The 14,419-nt window shown below is 68.5% G+C and carries 13 protein-coding genes; 10 read left to right on the forward strand and 3 right to left on the reverse strand.

All coding sequences use genetic code 11. The features are described from left to right. Nucleotides 1-117: 117 nt before the first annotated feature. Nucleotides 118-786 (forward strand): FadR/GntR family transcriptional regulator, encoded by a 669-nt coding sequence (locus tag G8760_RS00895; RefSeq protein WP_166345317.1) that lies wholly within the window; start codon nucleotides 118-120, stop codon nucleotides 784-786. Nucleotides 787-1,381: 595 nt separating this feature from the next. Next, complete coding sequence (locus G8760_RS00900) at nucleotides 1,382-3,502, forward strand: Xaa-Pro dipeptidyl-peptidase (RefSeq protein ID WP_166345319.1); 2,121 nt, start codon at nucleotides 1,382-1,384, stop codon at nucleotides 3,500-3,502. Between the two features lie 85 nt (nucleotides 3,503-3,587). Here the strand turns inward: G8760_RS00900 and G8760_RS00905 are convergent, their stop codons facing one another. Next, nucleotides 3,588-4,424, reverse strand: coding sequence for an MBL fold metallo-hydrolase (locus G8760_RS00905; protein ID WP_207781886.1), 837 nt, complete (start codon nucleotides 4,422-4,424; stop codon nucleotides 3,588-3,590). 67 nt (nucleotides 4,425-4,491) lie between these two features. After that, nucleotides 4,492-4,806 (reverse strand): aminotransferase-like domain-containing protein, encoded by a 315-nt coding sequence (locus G8760_RS00910; RefSeq protein WP_166345323.1) that lies wholly within the window; start codon nucleotides 4,804-4,806, stop codon nucleotides 4,492-4,494. A 215-nt stretch (nucleotides 4,807-5,021) separates the two neighbouring features. On the opposite strand from G8760_RS00910, the gene G8760_RS00915 reads away from it, so the two are divergent. After that, nucleotides 5,022-5,669, forward strand: a complete 648-nt coding sequence (locus G8760_RS00915; protein WP_207781887.1) for a LysE family translocator — start codon at nucleotides 5,022-5,024, stop codon at nucleotides 5,667-5,669. 28 nt (nucleotides 5,670-5,697) lie between these two features. Here G8760_RS00915 and G8760_RS00920 read toward each other — a convergent pair whose 3' ends face one another. Beyond that, on the reverse strand, nucleotides 5,698-6,567 hold the full coding sequence (locus G8760_RS00920) for a TIGR03619 family F420-dependent LLM class oxidoreductase (protein WP_166345325.1): 870 nt from the start codon (nucleotides 6,565-6,567) through the stop codon (nucleotides 5,698-5,700). A gap of 189 nt (nucleotides 6,568-6,756) precedes the next feature. Here G8760_RS00920 and G8760_RS00925 point away from each other — a divergent pair, with 189 nt between their 5' ends. The 7 genes from G8760_RS00925 to pdxA all read left to right on the forward strand — a co-directional run bounded on the left by G8760_RS00925 (nucleotide 6,757) and on the right by pdxA (nucleotide 14,411). Then, nucleotides 6,757-7,125: a YciI family protein gene (locus tag G8760_RS00925; protein ID WP_166345327.1), complete on the forward strand. Its 369-nt coding sequence runs from the start codon at nucleotides 6,757-6,759 to the stop codon at nucleotides 7,123-7,125. A gap of 16 nt (nucleotides 7,126-7,141) precedes the next feature. Then, the gene (locus tag G8760_RS00930; protein ID WP_207781888.1) at nucleotides 7,142-8,404 is read left to right on the forward strand and encodes an RNA polymerase sigma factor; all 1,263 of its coding nucleotides are present in this window, start codon (nucleotides 7,142-7,144) and stop codon (nucleotides 8,402-8,404) included. A 43-nt stretch (nucleotides 8,405-8,447) separates the two neighbouring features. Beyond that, the gene (locus tag G8760_RS00935) at nucleotides 8,448-9,131 is read left to right on the forward strand and encodes a thiamine pyrophosphate-dependent enzyme (RefSeq protein ID WP_166347752.1); all 684 of its coding nucleotides are present in this window, start codon (nucleotides 8,448-8,450) and stop codon (nucleotides 9,129-9,131) included. A gap of 2 nt (nucleotides 9,132-9,133) precedes the next feature. After that, the gene (locus tag G8760_RS00940; RefSeq protein ID WP_166345329.1) at nucleotides 9,134-10,036 is read left to right on the forward strand and encodes a transketolase family protein; all 903 of its coding nucleotides are present in this window, start codon (nucleotides 9,134-9,136) and stop codon (nucleotides 10,034-10,036) included. 474 nt (nucleotides 10,037-10,510) lie between these two features. After that, entirely contained in the window at nucleotides 10,511-11,986 is a 1,476-nt protein-coding gene (locus tag G8760_RS00945; protein ID WP_207781890.1) for a GntP family permease, read from the forward strand. A gap of 29 nt (nucleotides 11,987-12,015) precedes the next feature. Beyond that, nucleotides 12,016-13,374 (forward strand): four-carbon acid sugar kinase family protein, encoded by a 1,359-nt coding sequence (locus G8760_RS00950; protein WP_207781891.1) that lies wholly within the window; start codon nucleotides 12,016-12,018, stop codon nucleotides 13,372-13,374. Next, nucleotides 13,371-14,411: a 4-hydroxythreonine-4-phosphate dehydrogenase PdxA gene (pdxA, locus tag G8760_RS00955; RefSeq protein WP_166345333.1), complete on the forward strand. Its 1,041-nt coding sequence runs from the start codon at nucleotides 13,371-13,373 to the stop codon at nucleotides 14,409-14,411. Before G8760_RS00950 ends, pdxA begins: the two co-directional genes overlap by 4 nt. Nucleotides 14,412-14,419: the final 8 nt, after the last annotated feature.

Raw genomic sequence — 14,419 nt, forward strand, 5'->3', positions numbered from 1 at the left:
AGGCCGCAAAGATAACATCATTCGCTGGGGTGAGGAGTTCCCACGGACTACTTAGCACCGGCCGGGCCACGCGGCGTCGGGCACCAGTGGAGCGTCGGGGCACTGCATGCCGGAGTCATGGATGTGATCGGCCAGCAGATAGTCGACGAGACGTTGCCGGCCGGTCACGTTCTCACGCTCGAATGGATCCAGGCCGAGTTCGGCGTATCGCGGACCGTTGCCCGTGAGACGATGCGGATCCTCGAATGGATGGGCCTGGTGACCTCCAGGCGCCGGGTCGGCATCACCGTCCAGCCGCGCGCATCGTGGAACGTCTTCGATCCGCGGGTGATCTGGTGGCGGCTCTCCGGCACCGGCCGCGATCAACAGCTGCGTTCCCTCACCGAACTGCGGGTGGCCATCGAACCGGTGGCAGCCAACTCGGCCGCCCGCAACGCCACCGCCGCGGAACGCAACCGTCTCATCGGGCTGGCGGCGGCCATGCGCGAACAGGGCGCCGCTGGCCGGCTCGACGACTTCCTCGAACTCGACATCGAGTTCCACACACTCTTACTCGAAGCCAGCGGCAACGAGATGTTCGACGCGCTTGGCGACGCCGTGTCGGTTGTCCTGCGTGGCCGGATCCAACTCGGCCTTATGCCCCACCACCCGGTCCCCGTCTCGATGCAGCTCCACGAGGACGTCGCACAGGCGGTGGCGCAGGGCGACGGCGCCGCTGCCGAGGAGGCCATGCGGGACATCCTCGCCGAGGTACGCACGGCGATGAACACATTGGACACCTCCTGACCCCTACCGACATCCGGACATCCGGCGATTTGGGGGTATCAGCCGCAGCGTGCGGCCGCACGGGGATGCATCGCTCGGCGCCCAGCCGGAGCGACCGTGGCCACCACAAGGCGCCTTACTGCACCCTCCATGTCGGCACAAGGAAGCATGTTGTTGCCCAGGCGACCATAAGGAGGCTTGTGGCGGGCCAGGGTGCACCATGCGGAGGCTTGTTGTCGCCCCGGTGGAGCTCACGCACGACGGGAAGCGCCCGCTACACAACGACGCCGACCCACGGAGTGGGTTTGGAGCCTGGAGCGGAGTTAATGCGCTATTGAAGTGACGGCGGTGTCGCCGGAGCAACACCTTCGCCGCTCCGTTGCCGCACCAACTCCCCTCCGTTGTGGACCCAAGGCTCAGGGCGCAGCGCCCTAACCCGGCCAAGGGGGTGGCCCATCCGGCGAAATGTCGGGTTGGAGCAGATAACTCCTCAACAGCTGTCGGATGACACCATCCGTGCTGGATCGGTACCGTTCCAGCACGCCCGGATCTGCTCGCCGTGGCAGGTGCTGCCATCCTGGCCACCCGTCACCGGACCCACCTTGGGGGACCCTCCATGGCACCACGCACCGCGCGCACCAGGGCCAGACAGGTAGCTGCCGCGACAGCCACCGGCACCCTCGTCCTCACGTTGTTCTCCACCACCGGCGCGGCCAACGAGCCCGCTGGTACCGGCCCCATCTTCGAGGACGGCCAGGCCCAGATCGTGCCCGAGTTCGCCGACCCGAACACGTGGATCCGCCAGCAACTCTGGGTGGAGACCGAATTCGACAGCGATGGCGACGGTCAACCGGACCGCGTCCACGTCGACGTCACCCGGCCGATGCAGACGGACACCGAGGGCCTCAAGGTACCCGTGGTCTACGAGACCAGCCCGTACTACGCCGGTACGGCGCCAGTGAACTCACAGCTCACCTGGTTCTGGAATGTCCATCAGGAAATCGGCGCGGAGCCTCCGCAGCGCCAGCCGGCACCGGTCATCCCGCACCAGCCGAACCGGACATCGGTCTCCAACAGCCACGTCAACGAATGGGTACGACGCGGCTTCGCCTTGGTGCATTCCGACTCGCCAGGCACCGGCCTCTCCCAGGGCTGCCCGACCATCGGGGGCACCAACGAGTCGCTAGCCCCCAAGGCGGTCGTCGACTGGCTGAACGGCCGCGCCGCCGGTTATACCTCCGTCGACGGCGACGATGAGGTCGACGCCTACTGGTCCACCGGCAAGGTCGGTATGACCGGCACGTCGTACAACGGCACGCTGCCCATCGCCGCCGCCACCACCGGCGTGGAGGGGCTGGAGGCCATCATCCCGGTCGCGGCGATCTCGGAGTGGTATGACTACTTCCGGTCCAACGGAACCGTCAAACACCCCGGCGGCGGTGTATCGCCCGAGGGAACGTGGCGTGGTGAAGACGCGGATGTTCTGTACGACTTCGTCAACAGCGGATTCCCGGAGACGCGGGACTACTGCAACGACACCGTCCGCGACGCCACGATGGTGGCCGAGATGGACCGGGCCAACGGCGACTACAACAGTTTCTGGGCCGAACGCAGCTACCTCGCTGACGCGGGGAACATCACCGCCGCCACACTGTTCGCGCACGGCTTCAACGACTGGAACGTCATGCCGCAGCAGGCCACTCAGCTGTACGACGTTCTGCGGCAGCAAGGCACCCCGGTTCAGGCGTACTTCCACCAGGGTGGGCACGGCGGCCCGCCGCCGCACGAGATGATGAACCGTTGGTTCACCCGGTACCTCTGGGAGCACGAGAACGACGTCGAGAACGACCCGCGGGTACAGATCGCCCATGGCTCCGACCGGTTCGACACCACACCGTTCGACGACTATCCGAACCCGGATTCCACGTCCGTCACCTTCTACCCCCTGGCCGGCGGGTCGACCACTGGTGAGTTCACCTCGCTGACCCTGCCGGACGCGGGCGGGGAAACGCTCGTGGACGACTACACCCACCTCGCCGGGAACCTGGCCCAGCAGGAAACCTCGGACCACCGACTGCTCTACGCCACACCGGAGCTCAGCGACGACCTTCACCTGTCGGGCACCCCGTCGATCACCGTGCGGCTCGCGTCGAGCAAACCCGCCGCCAACCTCTCGGTGATGCTGGTCCGCCTACCGTGGACGGGGAGCCCACTCGCGGCGACCAGCGTCGTCACCCGAGGCTGGGCGGACCCCCGCAACCACAGTTCGTTGACCAGCAGCGAGCCGCTGACGCCCGGCGAGTTCTACGACGTCACGTTCACCTTGCAGTCCACGGACAAGATCGTCTCCGCGGGACAACGCCTGGGGCTCATGGTCTTCTCCAGCGACCACCAGCACACACTGCGCCCTGAGCCGGGCACCGAATTGACCGTCGACTTGGCCGGTACCTCCATCGAGCTGCCCGTGGTTGGCGGCCCGCTCGCGGTGCCGATCTGCGCCGACGAAGATCCCCGTGAGACCGTGATGATAAGAGGCGAGGACAGCGGCGTCCCGAACCACGAACTCGCCGGGATCTGCACGATCAACCATCACATCCTGGACGACGCCGCGTGGGGCAACCACGGCGACTTCGTCCGGCATGTCGGTCGGGTGGCTGACCAGCTACGTGCGGCTGGCGTCATCACCCCCCGTGAGCGCGGACAGCTAGTCCGCGCCGCTGCCCGCTCGGCGCGGTAGCCGCCCGTTCACAAGGGGAACGGCGTCCGGGTCGCTGACCAGCGGCCCGGACGTCGCTTGTCACCCGCTCCCGATCTCCGGCGGGTCACCGGAGCGGGGTCGGCATGAACGGCTGGTTCAGGTGGGCAGTGGCCAGGAACGCGCGGTGCGCCTCCGCGTCCGCCAACAGATCACGCCGGCTCCTCCGCGCGAGGTCGGCATCGTCCTCGTAGGTATACCGGACGTCGGGATTGACCAGTTGAACCGCATGGACCAGCACGTCACCGGTGATCACCATCCGGTCGGCTCCGCTGTCGACGACAACCGACTGGTGGCCGGGGGTATGTCCGGGGGTGGCGGAGACGGCGATTCGCGCGCCATGCCGGCCGTGACCACCGAGCAGGTCCAGCGAGCCATCCACCGCGTCCAGCTGATCACGCTGCCGCAAGGGCCGCACGACGGCCTCGAGCAGCGGACTGCCGGCCTTCTCCAGGGCGGCCAGCTCAGCCCGCTGCACCACGTATCGCGCGTTGGAGAACACCGGATCACCCTCAAGGGAGACGGCCCAGCCCACGTGATCGGTGTGGAGATGGGTCTGCACGACGAGCGACACGTCACTTGCCGCGATGCCGGCCTCGGCGAGCGCTTCCGGTAGCCGACCGGGCACCGGAGCCCAGGTCGACGCCGGCCCGTCGGCTGGGCCGATCCCGGTGTCGACCAGGACGATCCGGCCACCGGGAACCCGGATCGCGAAGCAGTGGAACGAGAGGTGCCACCGGCCATCAGCACCGAAGGCCTTCGGGTCGAGCCGGCGGGCGGCGGACCAGTCGGCGGCGGTGGCGTTGGGAAACGTCGCCTCAAGTGTCGCCAAGGTGAAGGGGCCGGAGCCGTCCAGCAGGCAGGTCACCTCGACCTGACCTACCGTCCTGGATGCCGTGAACACGTGGCGTCGCCTCCAACTCTCGCTCGCGACGATCAACGCGGAGCCACCGTAACACCGATCACCGGCGCTAACCGCTGACGAGCTCCGTCCAGGCCGACTCCAGCCGGCGCACCAGGTCGGTGAGGGTGTTTGGGCTGAACGTGTACGGGATGCGGACGTAGTTGTCATGTTCACCGGTTGGGTCCATCGCCGCGCCCGGCACCACCTCCACTCCGTGCCGGAGCGCCACCTGAGCGAACACCCTCGCGTCCACTCCGGGTAGAGCTACCCACAGCGCCGAACCGCCGTCCGGCCACCGCCAGCGCCACTCGGGGAGCGCCTGCGCCAGGAGCCCGGCGAGGTGTTCCAACCGCTGCCTGGCCAGCGGCGCCTGGTCCGCCACCAACTCGTCGATGCGTGGTAGCAGCCGGGCCAGCTCGGCAACTCGACCACCACGGCCGCCCCGCGACGAACGTAAAGCTGAGCAATCAGGGCCAGAGCCTGAGAAGCTCCCGTGGTCACGACGATGTCGTCGGCGGCCGTCGGCACACCACATCGGGAGAACTCGGCGGCGACCGCGGCGCGCAGCATCGGCAACCCCCGAGGGTGGTAACCGGCGTGGGGCAGCAGATCCGGCAGATCGTCGGCGACGACGGACCGCAGCGTGCTCAGCAATCCGCTCGCGGGTGGTTCGGCGGCGTGCGCCAGCGAGATGATCCTGGGGTCGCTGTCGACGAGCCGCTGGAAGATCGACGTGGCGGTGCCGCCCGCTATCCGGCCATCGGATGGCGCGGCAACCACCGGGCCGGCGATCACGCTGCCGCTGCCCCGACGGCTGCGCACCATGCCGTCGCCGCACCGGCCGGGTTCACGGCGCTCAAACTCGCCGGCGCGGCGTACCTTGCCTACCTCGGGGTCCGCGCGATGCGCCGGCCGTCTCCCGTCGATGGGGCCGAACCCCCGCCGATCCCGATGTATCAGGTGTTCCGGGACGGTCTCCTCATCAACCTCCTCAACCCGAAGGTTGTGCTGTTCTTTCTGGCCTTCCTCCCACAGTTCGTGTCGGGGCCGGAGACGGCCCGTGGCGAGATGCTCGTGCTTGGCGCCGTCTTCTTCGGGATCGCGCTGGTGATGGACCTGGGGTATGCGCTGTCTGGAGATTTGTTGCGGAGGGTGCTGCGCCGCCGGGGCGCCGCCGCACGTTACCAGCACATCGCCGTCGGTACGGTGTACTTCGGGTTGGCCGGCTACGCAGCGCTGCTATGACCTCGTCCGCCCGTCCCCTGTCGAACAGTCAGCCGCCGGACACTTTCGTGGCGAGCACCTCGAGTAGCTCCACCTGCTTCTCCGTCGGCACACTGGCCAGGTTCATGTCCCAGTGCACCTCCGCGGCTCCAACGTCGGCCGCATTCTCGAGGTCGGCCAACGCGGTTGCGACGAAGTTCGCCGCGAAGGCCACCGGCTCCCGGTCAGGGTGGGCACATCTCAGCACGACCGGCCCGATTCCACCGGCGTCCCGGTACCAACCGATCTCGTTGCGGGTGTCCGCCCACGTCCGGACGGCCCCGATGAATCCATCTGCGAGCCGCGCCGCACGTTCGACCGCCGGCCGCGCAACCGCGCCGATGTAGATCGGCAGTTGGCCGGACGGCTTGGGGCCCACGATGGACAATGGCAACTGGTATCGGGCACCCTCGAATTGGACGGGATCGGGTGCCCAACATGCCCGCAAGGCGGCCACGTACTCCTCGAATCCTCGACCCCGCCGGCTCATGGCCACCCCCGTGGCGGTGAACTCCTCTGGTAGCCAGCCTTGGCCTAGCCCGACGTCGAGGCGGCCACCGGAAAGTGCGTCCAGCGTGGCCAGGCGGCGGGCCAGGATGATCGGCGGCTGGAACAGGGCGATCATGACGGCGGTCCCGACGCGGACCCGGGTGGTACTAGCAGCAGCCCAGGTCAGAGCTTCGATCGGATCCCATACGTGGGAAGCCGGGAGCCCCGCATCGTTGCTCCATTCCGGGCCGGCGGGCAGCAGTAGCCGCTCCGAGACGGACACGCTGTGATAGCCCAGCCGCTCGGCCGCCGCGGCTACCGTCGTGATGGCCTGCGGGCCCGCGTACGGCCCGAAGGTCGGCAGGCCGATCCCCATCCGTGGCAACGTCATCGTCGTCTCCGTTTCCTGTACTCCTCGTCGATGGTGGCGACCGGCGAGGCACCGGTCTCGAAACGGAGTCGGTTCCCAGCGCCGGATCTTGCGCCCAGCTCGCCACGTGATGTCAAGACCACGCCGCCCGCACCGACCTACCGTTGAGACGTGCCCATCCGTGCGGGCACCCCGAATGAAGGAGACACCGTGAAATTCCTGCTGATCATGCACATGAATCCACAGATCTTCGAGTCACTCACCGAGGAAGAACGCAACGCGGTGATGGACGGCCACGGAAAGTTCATCGAGACGATCCAGCAGTCTGGTGAGATGATCGGCACCCAGGCTCTGGCCGACCCTTCCACCAGCTGTGTGGTGCGGGTCCGGGATGGTCTACCCGCGGTCACCGACGGTCCGTACCTAGAATCCAAAGAACACCTGGCCGGGTTCTACCTTGTGGACTGCGAGAGCAAGGAACGGGCGATCGAGCTGGCCGCCATGATCCCCGACGCCGCTCTGGACGGCCTGGGGATCGAGGTGCGTCCGGTGATGTTCTCTGCCGGGATGGAGATGTGATCCGCTGACCGCCGACGTGGAGATCGAGGTCCTGCTGCGCCGGCTGGCGCCGCAGGTCCTCGGCACGCTCACCCGCCGGTATCAGCAGTTCGACGCCTGTGAGGACGCGGTGCAAGATGCCCTGCTGGCCGCGGCCGAACGCTGGCCGCAGAGCGGCGTTCCCGATAACCCACGCGGCTGGCTGACCACCGTGGCGGCCCGCCGGTTCGTCGACCACATCCGTAGTGAACAGGCGAGACGGAGACGCGAGGCGGCGGCCGCGGCACTAGAGCCGCCGGACGAGTTTCTCGATCCGGAGCTCGACGGAGAACAACCGGGTAGCCGGGACGACACCCTCAGCCTCTTGTTCCTGTGTTGCCATCCGGTGCTCACACCGGCCTCACAGGTGGCGCTGACCCTCCGCGCCGTCGGTGGGCTGACCACCGCCCAGATCGCCCAGGCGTTCCTGGTCCCGGAGGCCACCATGGCGCCCCGGATCAGCCGGGCCAAACAACGCATCAAGGCGGCGGGGGCCAGCTTCCGGATGCCATCGGAGCGGGAGTGGCCGGAGCGCCTCGCCGCGGTGTTGCAGGTGCTCTACTTGATGTTCAACGAAGGCTACGCCGCTACGTCGGGCCCGGAGCTGCAACGGCACGAACTCACCCGGGAGGCGATCCGGCTCACCCGAGCGGTCCACCACCTCCTGCCCGACGACGGCGAGGTCGCGGGTCTGCTGGCCCTCATGGTGCTCACCGATGCCAGGAGCGCGGCGCGCACCGATGAGCATGGAACGCTGATCCCGCTCGCCGAACAAGATCGCGCGCTGTGGGACACCAGGCTGATCGAGGAAGGGAGCCAGCTGATTACTACCGCGATGTCGACGTCCCAGCTCGGGCCCTACCAGCTCCAGGCCGCGATCGCCGCCGTCCACGTACAGGCACCAACAGCCGATGACACCAACTGGTACGAGATCAGCGTGCTCTATCAGATCCTCAGTCGGATCGCTCCCAACCCGATGGTCACACTCAACCACGCCATCGCGGTCGCCATGACCCGCGGGCCGACGGCCGGCCTCGACGTGCTCGACACCCTCCGGACCGACCACCGGATGACCCGGCATCATCGATACCACGCGGTCCGTGCCCACCTGCTCGAACAGGCCGGTGACCGGTTGGCCGCACGGGATGCCTACCGGACCGCAGCTCGGTTGGCGACCAGCATCCCGGAACAACGCTACCTCCGGTCGCGCGTCGCACGGATCCCGACGGACGCCGTCGAGAAGATCGGCGAGAACTCTTGACCTCAACCATAGTTGAGGTTGCAGAGTCGTCAACATGACCCAGATGACCACCGCTGCCACGTACGCCGACCTGGCACCGTTGATGTCTCGCCTGACCGGCGCGGAGAAACACACACCCAGCGCCACCTCCACCCTGGACGTGCTCTGGGTACTGTACGACAGGATCCTGCGCATCGATCCCCAAGCCCCCGACGATCCCGACCGCGACCGTTTCCTCCTGTCCAAGGGTCACGGGCCGATGGCCTACTACGCCGTGCTCGCCGCCCACGGCTTCTTTCCGGCCGAATGGCTATCCGGGTTCGCCGGCCCGGACTCCCGCCTCGGGCACCACCCCGACCGGCAGCTCCTGCCCGGCGTCGAGATCTCCAGCGGCTCCCTCGGACACGGGCTGGGGACGGCGACCGGACTGGCGCTCGGCCTGCGCGCACAGGGCAATCCGGCGAAGACGTTCGTCCTGGTCGGCGACGCAGAGTTGGATGAGGGGAGCAACCATGAGGCCATCGTGGTCGCCGCCGCATATGAACTCGACACGCTGACCACCATCGTCGTGGACAACAACTCGGCATCACTCGGCTGGCCCGGAGGAATCGCTCAGCGCTTCGAGCTCGAAGGATGGTCTACCTCGACGGTCGATGGCCGTGACCACGAGGCATTGGCCGCAGCACTGTCCACCCGTGCACCACGACAGCCCAGAGCCGTCGTCGCCGTCGTCGAACCCAAGGGCTGATCATGCGCCATCGATTCGCCGCTGTCACCACCGAGTTGCTCGACGACGTTCCTCAGCTCGCCGTCGTTCTGGCAGACATCTCCACCGAGCTGTTCGAGCAAGCCGCCAGCCGGCACCAGAGCCGCGTGATCAATGTGGGCATCCGGGAACAGGCTCTCATCGGCTCCACCGCCGGCCTGGCGCTGTCCGGGCTACGTCCCATCGCCCATACCTACGCGCCATTTCTCATCGAGCGCCCGTTCGAGCAGGTGAAGGTCGACCTCGGCCACCAAGACCTGGGGGCGATCCTGGTGAGCGTCGGCGCCACCTACGACGAACCACGATACGGCTACACCCACCACGCACCAGGCGACGTCGCCCTCATCGACACCCTCCCCCAATGGACCGTGCACGTACCCGGGCATCCCGACGAGGTCGACACTCTGCTGCGCCAGGCCGTCGCCGATGACAACCGCGTCTACATCCGGCTCTCGACCCAGACGAACCACAGGCCGCAATCGGTGGGCGACGGGCAGTTCAGCGTTATACGCAAAGGAACAGGCCCCACTGTGGTGGCCGTTGGTCCGATGCTGGACCGAGTTCTAGAGGCGACGTCGGATCTCGACGTCACCGTGCTGTATGCGGCGACGGTGCGACCATTCGACGCGGCGACGCTCCGGTTCGTCCTGGCCGAACCGGCGGTCGTCCTGGTCGAGCCGTACCTGCGCGGCACGTCGTCGGCGCGGGTATCCGAAGCCCTCGTAGACCTGCCACACCGGCTGCTCGCCCTCGGCGCACCACCACACACGGCCCGCCGATACGGCACCCCGGCCGACCACGACGCCGAGTATGGCCTCGACCCGGCCGGGCTGCGCGCCAGCATCAGCCGGTTCGTCGCACACGAATCGACGTTCTCGACGTCGTGAGGCGGATACTCGTCGTGCCGTCGCCCAAGGCAGGACATGACGTGCCACCCTTGAGAGGAATCCGACCGTCCGCTCCACCCGCTCGCCGTATGCCGGCACACCCTGGGAGCACGTCCTGGCCACCAGCCCGAATCCGCATACTCCCACCTTTGGTGCGGCCATCGAGCAGGCACTCGTACCAACCGAGGCGGCGCGGCTCGAGGCGCACCTCCGACCGCTGATCGAGCGATCGCGGCCAGGGCGGCTGCGCCGCGCCGGCGCCTACGTCTCCGCCATCCGGCCCTGAGCTGCCCGCGCACCGTCATCGCGGCCGCGGTTGGCTCGGCTGGCGCCTCGACGGGATTCTGCACCCATCACCATAGATGCACTATTCGCTCATGTTACTTACCAGTAATGCTTGAATCGCGCAGTTAGATCCGGCATGATGACGCGACGAAACACCCCACCATGTCCCGCTCATGCAGGAGGATCGACGTGGATCTGCAACTGCTGGCGGCACTCGTCCTCGGGATCGCCACCATCGTCGTACTGGTGTTGTGGACTCGGCTGGACGCGTTCGTCGCCCTGCTCCTCGCCGCATTGGTGATCGGATTCGTGGCCGGTTCACCTGCCACGGACACACTCGACTCGATCACCAGTGGCTTCGGCGCCACCATGGGCTCTATCGGCATCGTCATCGGCCTCGGGGTGGCCGTCGGCAAGATACTCGAAGTCTCCGGTGCCGCGGATGCTCTCGCCCGCAAGTTCGTCGCGGCACTCGGCCGTGGGCGAGAACCCTGGGCGATGGCCGGCACCGGCGGCCTGGTGTCCATCCCGGTCTTCTGCGACTCCGGCTACGTGATCATGAACCCACTGGCCCGCTCCATCGCCCGCCGCAAAGGGGCCGGCTACGTCACGCTGGCGCTCGCGCTCGGCTGCGGGATGACGCTCACCCACCACCTCGTGCCGCCCACACCTGGCCCGCTCGCCGTCGCCGGCATCATCGGCGCCGACCTCGGCGGACTGATCCTGGCTGGGCTCGTATTCACCGTCCTGCTCATGCCGATCGTCGTTATGTACGCCCGGTGGGTCGGGCCCCGGCTGGAGCCGCATGTGGTCCCGGAGGTGCGCGAGGCGGTCTACAGCTCGGTCAGCAGCCCGGTCAGCAGCTCGGTCAGCAGTGCCGCGGCGCCGTCCGGCAGCCCTGCCGCCGGCGGCGACGACGACCAGGTCGCCCATGCCCTCGGCGAACCTCCGACCGGCGGCAAACCACACCGGATGACCGCGGGTCTGGCGTCCCTGCCGCTGCTGGTCCCTCTGCTGCTCATCGTCGCCAACACGGTCACGACCGCCATCGACCGCAACCGCCAGGGAGTCTTGGCCGGCGCGGACGACTACGAGCCGGCGCGGGTAGCCGAGGTGATGTCGTTCATCGGCAGCCCGGTGGTCGCGCTGATCATCGGAATCCTGCTGGCCGTCTACGTCCTGCTGCCCAAATGGACCACCCGGACGCAGGTTGGTGGCTGGCTGGCCCAGGCCGCCGCAGCCGCCGGGCTCATCCTCCTCATCACCGGTGCCGGTGGCGCGCTAGGTCAGGTCCTGCGCGACTCCGGGGTTGGCGACGAGCTGGCCGACACGATCTCATCGTGGAACCTTCCCGGGGTGTTGGTGCCGTTCCTGGTCGCCTCGCTGGTCCGGCTGGCGCAGGGCTCCGGCACGGTCGCCATGATCACCGCAGCGTCGGTGTCGGCGCCGCTGGTGGTCGGCCTCGGCATCTCGCCGGTGGCGGCCGCGCTCGCCTGCTGCGCCGGGTCGATGGTGTTCAGCTACTTCAACGACTCCTACTTCTGGGTGGTCACCCGCTTCACCGGGTTGGACGGGCTCGCCGCCATCCGCGGCTGGTCCGGCATCACCACCGCGGTATGGCTCGGTTCGCTACCGCTGCTGTTGATCGCGAGTGCCATCCTGTGACGAACATCGGCGTGACGGACAATGGCGATGTGGCCGGCAACACGGTCCTCGTCGTCGCGGACGATCTCACGGGGGCGAACGCCACCGCCGCGGGGTTCGCCCGGGCCGGCTTGCGCGCGGTCACGGTTGGTGCCGACCAAGGGCCGGACGTGGTCGCCGAGTTCGCGTCCCGGTTCGATGCCGTGGTGGCCAGCACCGACAGCCGCCACGAGCCACCCGAACGGGCCGCCGCACTGGTCACGTCGGTCATCCGGGCCGGCTGGCCGGCCCGACTGGTGAGCAACCGGATCGACTCCACCCTCCGGGGCAACGTCGGCGCGAGCACCGCCGCGGCGCTACGAGCGGTGGCCGAGGAGTCGGGGCGCCGTGCGGTCGCACTCTGCGCCCCAGCACACCCGGACGCCGGCCGGCACACCGTCGAAGGCACTCAGCTCCTCGACGGCGTCCGCCTCGAACACACCGAACTCGCCCACGACCCCCGCACGCCGGTGCGGCACTCGGCCATCGAGGCGATCATCGCTGAGCAAGCCGACCTGCGGGTGGCCCACCTGCCGCTGTCGGTGGTCACCAACAACGATCACCAACTCGCCGAGGCGCTGACCGGTGCGGTGGCCGACGGCGCCGACGTGGTCGTCGCCGACGCGATCACGACGGCACACTTGCGGCGGATCGCGCACGCAGCCGCGGCCGTCGAAGCCGACGAGATGATCTGGGTCAGCGTCGACTCCGGACCCGCGTCGGTAGCGTTGGCCACGGCGTTCGGGGTCACCGGCGATTCCGCGGGCGCTCCCCTGCTGGCGGTCTCCGGCTCGGCTACCCGGCTCACCCGCACCCAACTGGCAACCCTCCGCGCCGACCGGGCGGTCACCGTGGTGAAGGCGGCACCAGCCGGCAACGCCGGATCCGTCGTACCCGACGTCGACGCCACCGCCCACGCCCTCGACGCCGCGCTGGCGGCAGCGGGCCCCGGCGACGTCGTCATCGTCGCCACCGTGCTGGAGGACGGCGACGTCGCCGACATCAGCGCCGACGACGCCACGCTGGTGCCGGTCGCGCTGGCCCGGGCGGTGCGCAGGGTGCTGGAGCAGCGCACCATCGACGGCCTGTTCTCCACCGGAGGCGATGTCACCGCCGCGCTGTTCACCGAGCTCGGCGCACACGGGCTCGACGTCGAGCTCGAAGTCGAACCGCTCGCCGTCGCGGGAACGTTCGTCGGCGGACCGTGGGCCGGTCTTCCCGTCGCCACCAAGGGCGGGCTGATCGGCTCCACCACCACTATCGCGGCCTGCCTCGATCACCTGCGGCAGGCCGCCACCACCACACGAAGGCATGTGCGAGCCGCACAATCGCGGCTGTCGTTCACTACGCCGCTCAGGAGGACACCATGAGCCGCCACGTTCTCGCCGTCACCGTCGGGGATCCGGTGGGTATCGGACCGGAGATCACCGCCCGCACCCTGGCCGAGGTGGCCGGGCAGGACGGACACCACGGTGTCGCGGTCGGCGACGCCGAAGCTCTGCGCCGCGGTGCTCGCGCCTGCGGCCTGGACGTCGAGGTGCGCGAGGTTTCCGGGTTCACCACCGCCCCAGCTGGTCCCGGCACCATCGACGTGGTCGACATCGGCGTCTTGGGCCGCGACATTCCTGCGTGGGGGGTGGTCGACGGTCGCGCCGGCCGCGCCGCGGTTGTTGCCATCGAGGTCGCCACCCGCGCCGCCATGGACGGCCAGGTCGCCGGGATCGTCACCGGCCCGATCCACAAGGAGGCGATCTGGGCGGCCGGCTCGCAACATCTCGGCCACACCGAGATGCTCGGGGAACTCACCGGCGTCACCCGACAGAACACGATGTTCGTCGTGCGCAATACGGCCGTCGACGGGCATCACCTGCGGATCTTCTTCACCACCCGGCACGTGTCGCTACGTCAGGCCCTCGATCAGATCACCGAAGACACCGTCGCCACGGCCATCGGCGAGGCGGCCACCGCTCTTCACGTGTTCGGCGTCGACCAACCGCGGCTGGCGGTGGCCGCGGTGAACCCCCACGGGGGTGAGAACGGCGCCTTTGGTGATGAGGAGATCGTGCACATCGGACCGGCCTGCGAGCAGGCCCGGGCCGCCGGGCTCGACGCTGCCGGGCCGATCCCGGCGGACTCCGTGTTCCACCAGGGACTCACCGGCCGCTACGACGGCGTGCTCTCCCATTTCCACGACCAGGGCCATATCGCCGCCAAGACCTATGATTTCGATGGGACGATCTCGGTGACCGTGGGCCTGCCGATCCTGCGCACGTCGGTGGACCACGGCACCGCGTTCGACATCGCCGGCACCGGGCGGGCCGATCACCACACGATGCTCTCCGCCTACCTGGCCGCCGTCGACTACAGCCCGTTCGTGCCCCGCATCCGCGCCACGTACGGGTCCTGACCGGCCAC

It is taken from the genome of Phytoactinopolyspora limicola (assembly GCF_011320225.1).
Lineage (GTDB): Bacteria > Actinomycetota > Actinomycetes > Jiangellales > Jiangellaceae > Phytoactinopolyspora > Phytoactinopolyspora limicola.

Coding starts and splice junctions, on each gene's coding strand:
- G8760_RS00940 (WP_166345329.1), top strand. CDS start 9,134: ATGCGCCATCGATTCGCCGCTGTCACCACCGAGTTGCTCGACGACGTT.
- pdxA (WP_166345333.1), top strand. CDS start 13,371: ATGAGCCGCCACGTTCTCGCCGTCACCGTCGGGGATCCGGTGGGTATC.
- G8760_RS00935 (WP_166347752.1), top strand. CDS start 8,448: ATGACCACCGCTGCCACGTACGCCGACCTGGCACCGTTGATGTCTCGC.
- G8760_RS00920 (WP_166345325.1), bottom strand. CDS start 6,567: ATGACGTTGCCACGGATGGGGATCGGCCTGCCGACCTTCGGGCCGTAC.
- G8760_RS00900 (WP_166345319.1), top strand. CDS start 1,382: ATGGCACCACGCACCGCGCGCACCAGGGCCAGACAGGTAGCTGCCGCG.
- G8760_RS00895 (WP_166345317.1), top strand. CDS start 118: ATGGATGTGATCGGCCAGCAGATAGTCGACGAGACGTTGCCGGCCGGT.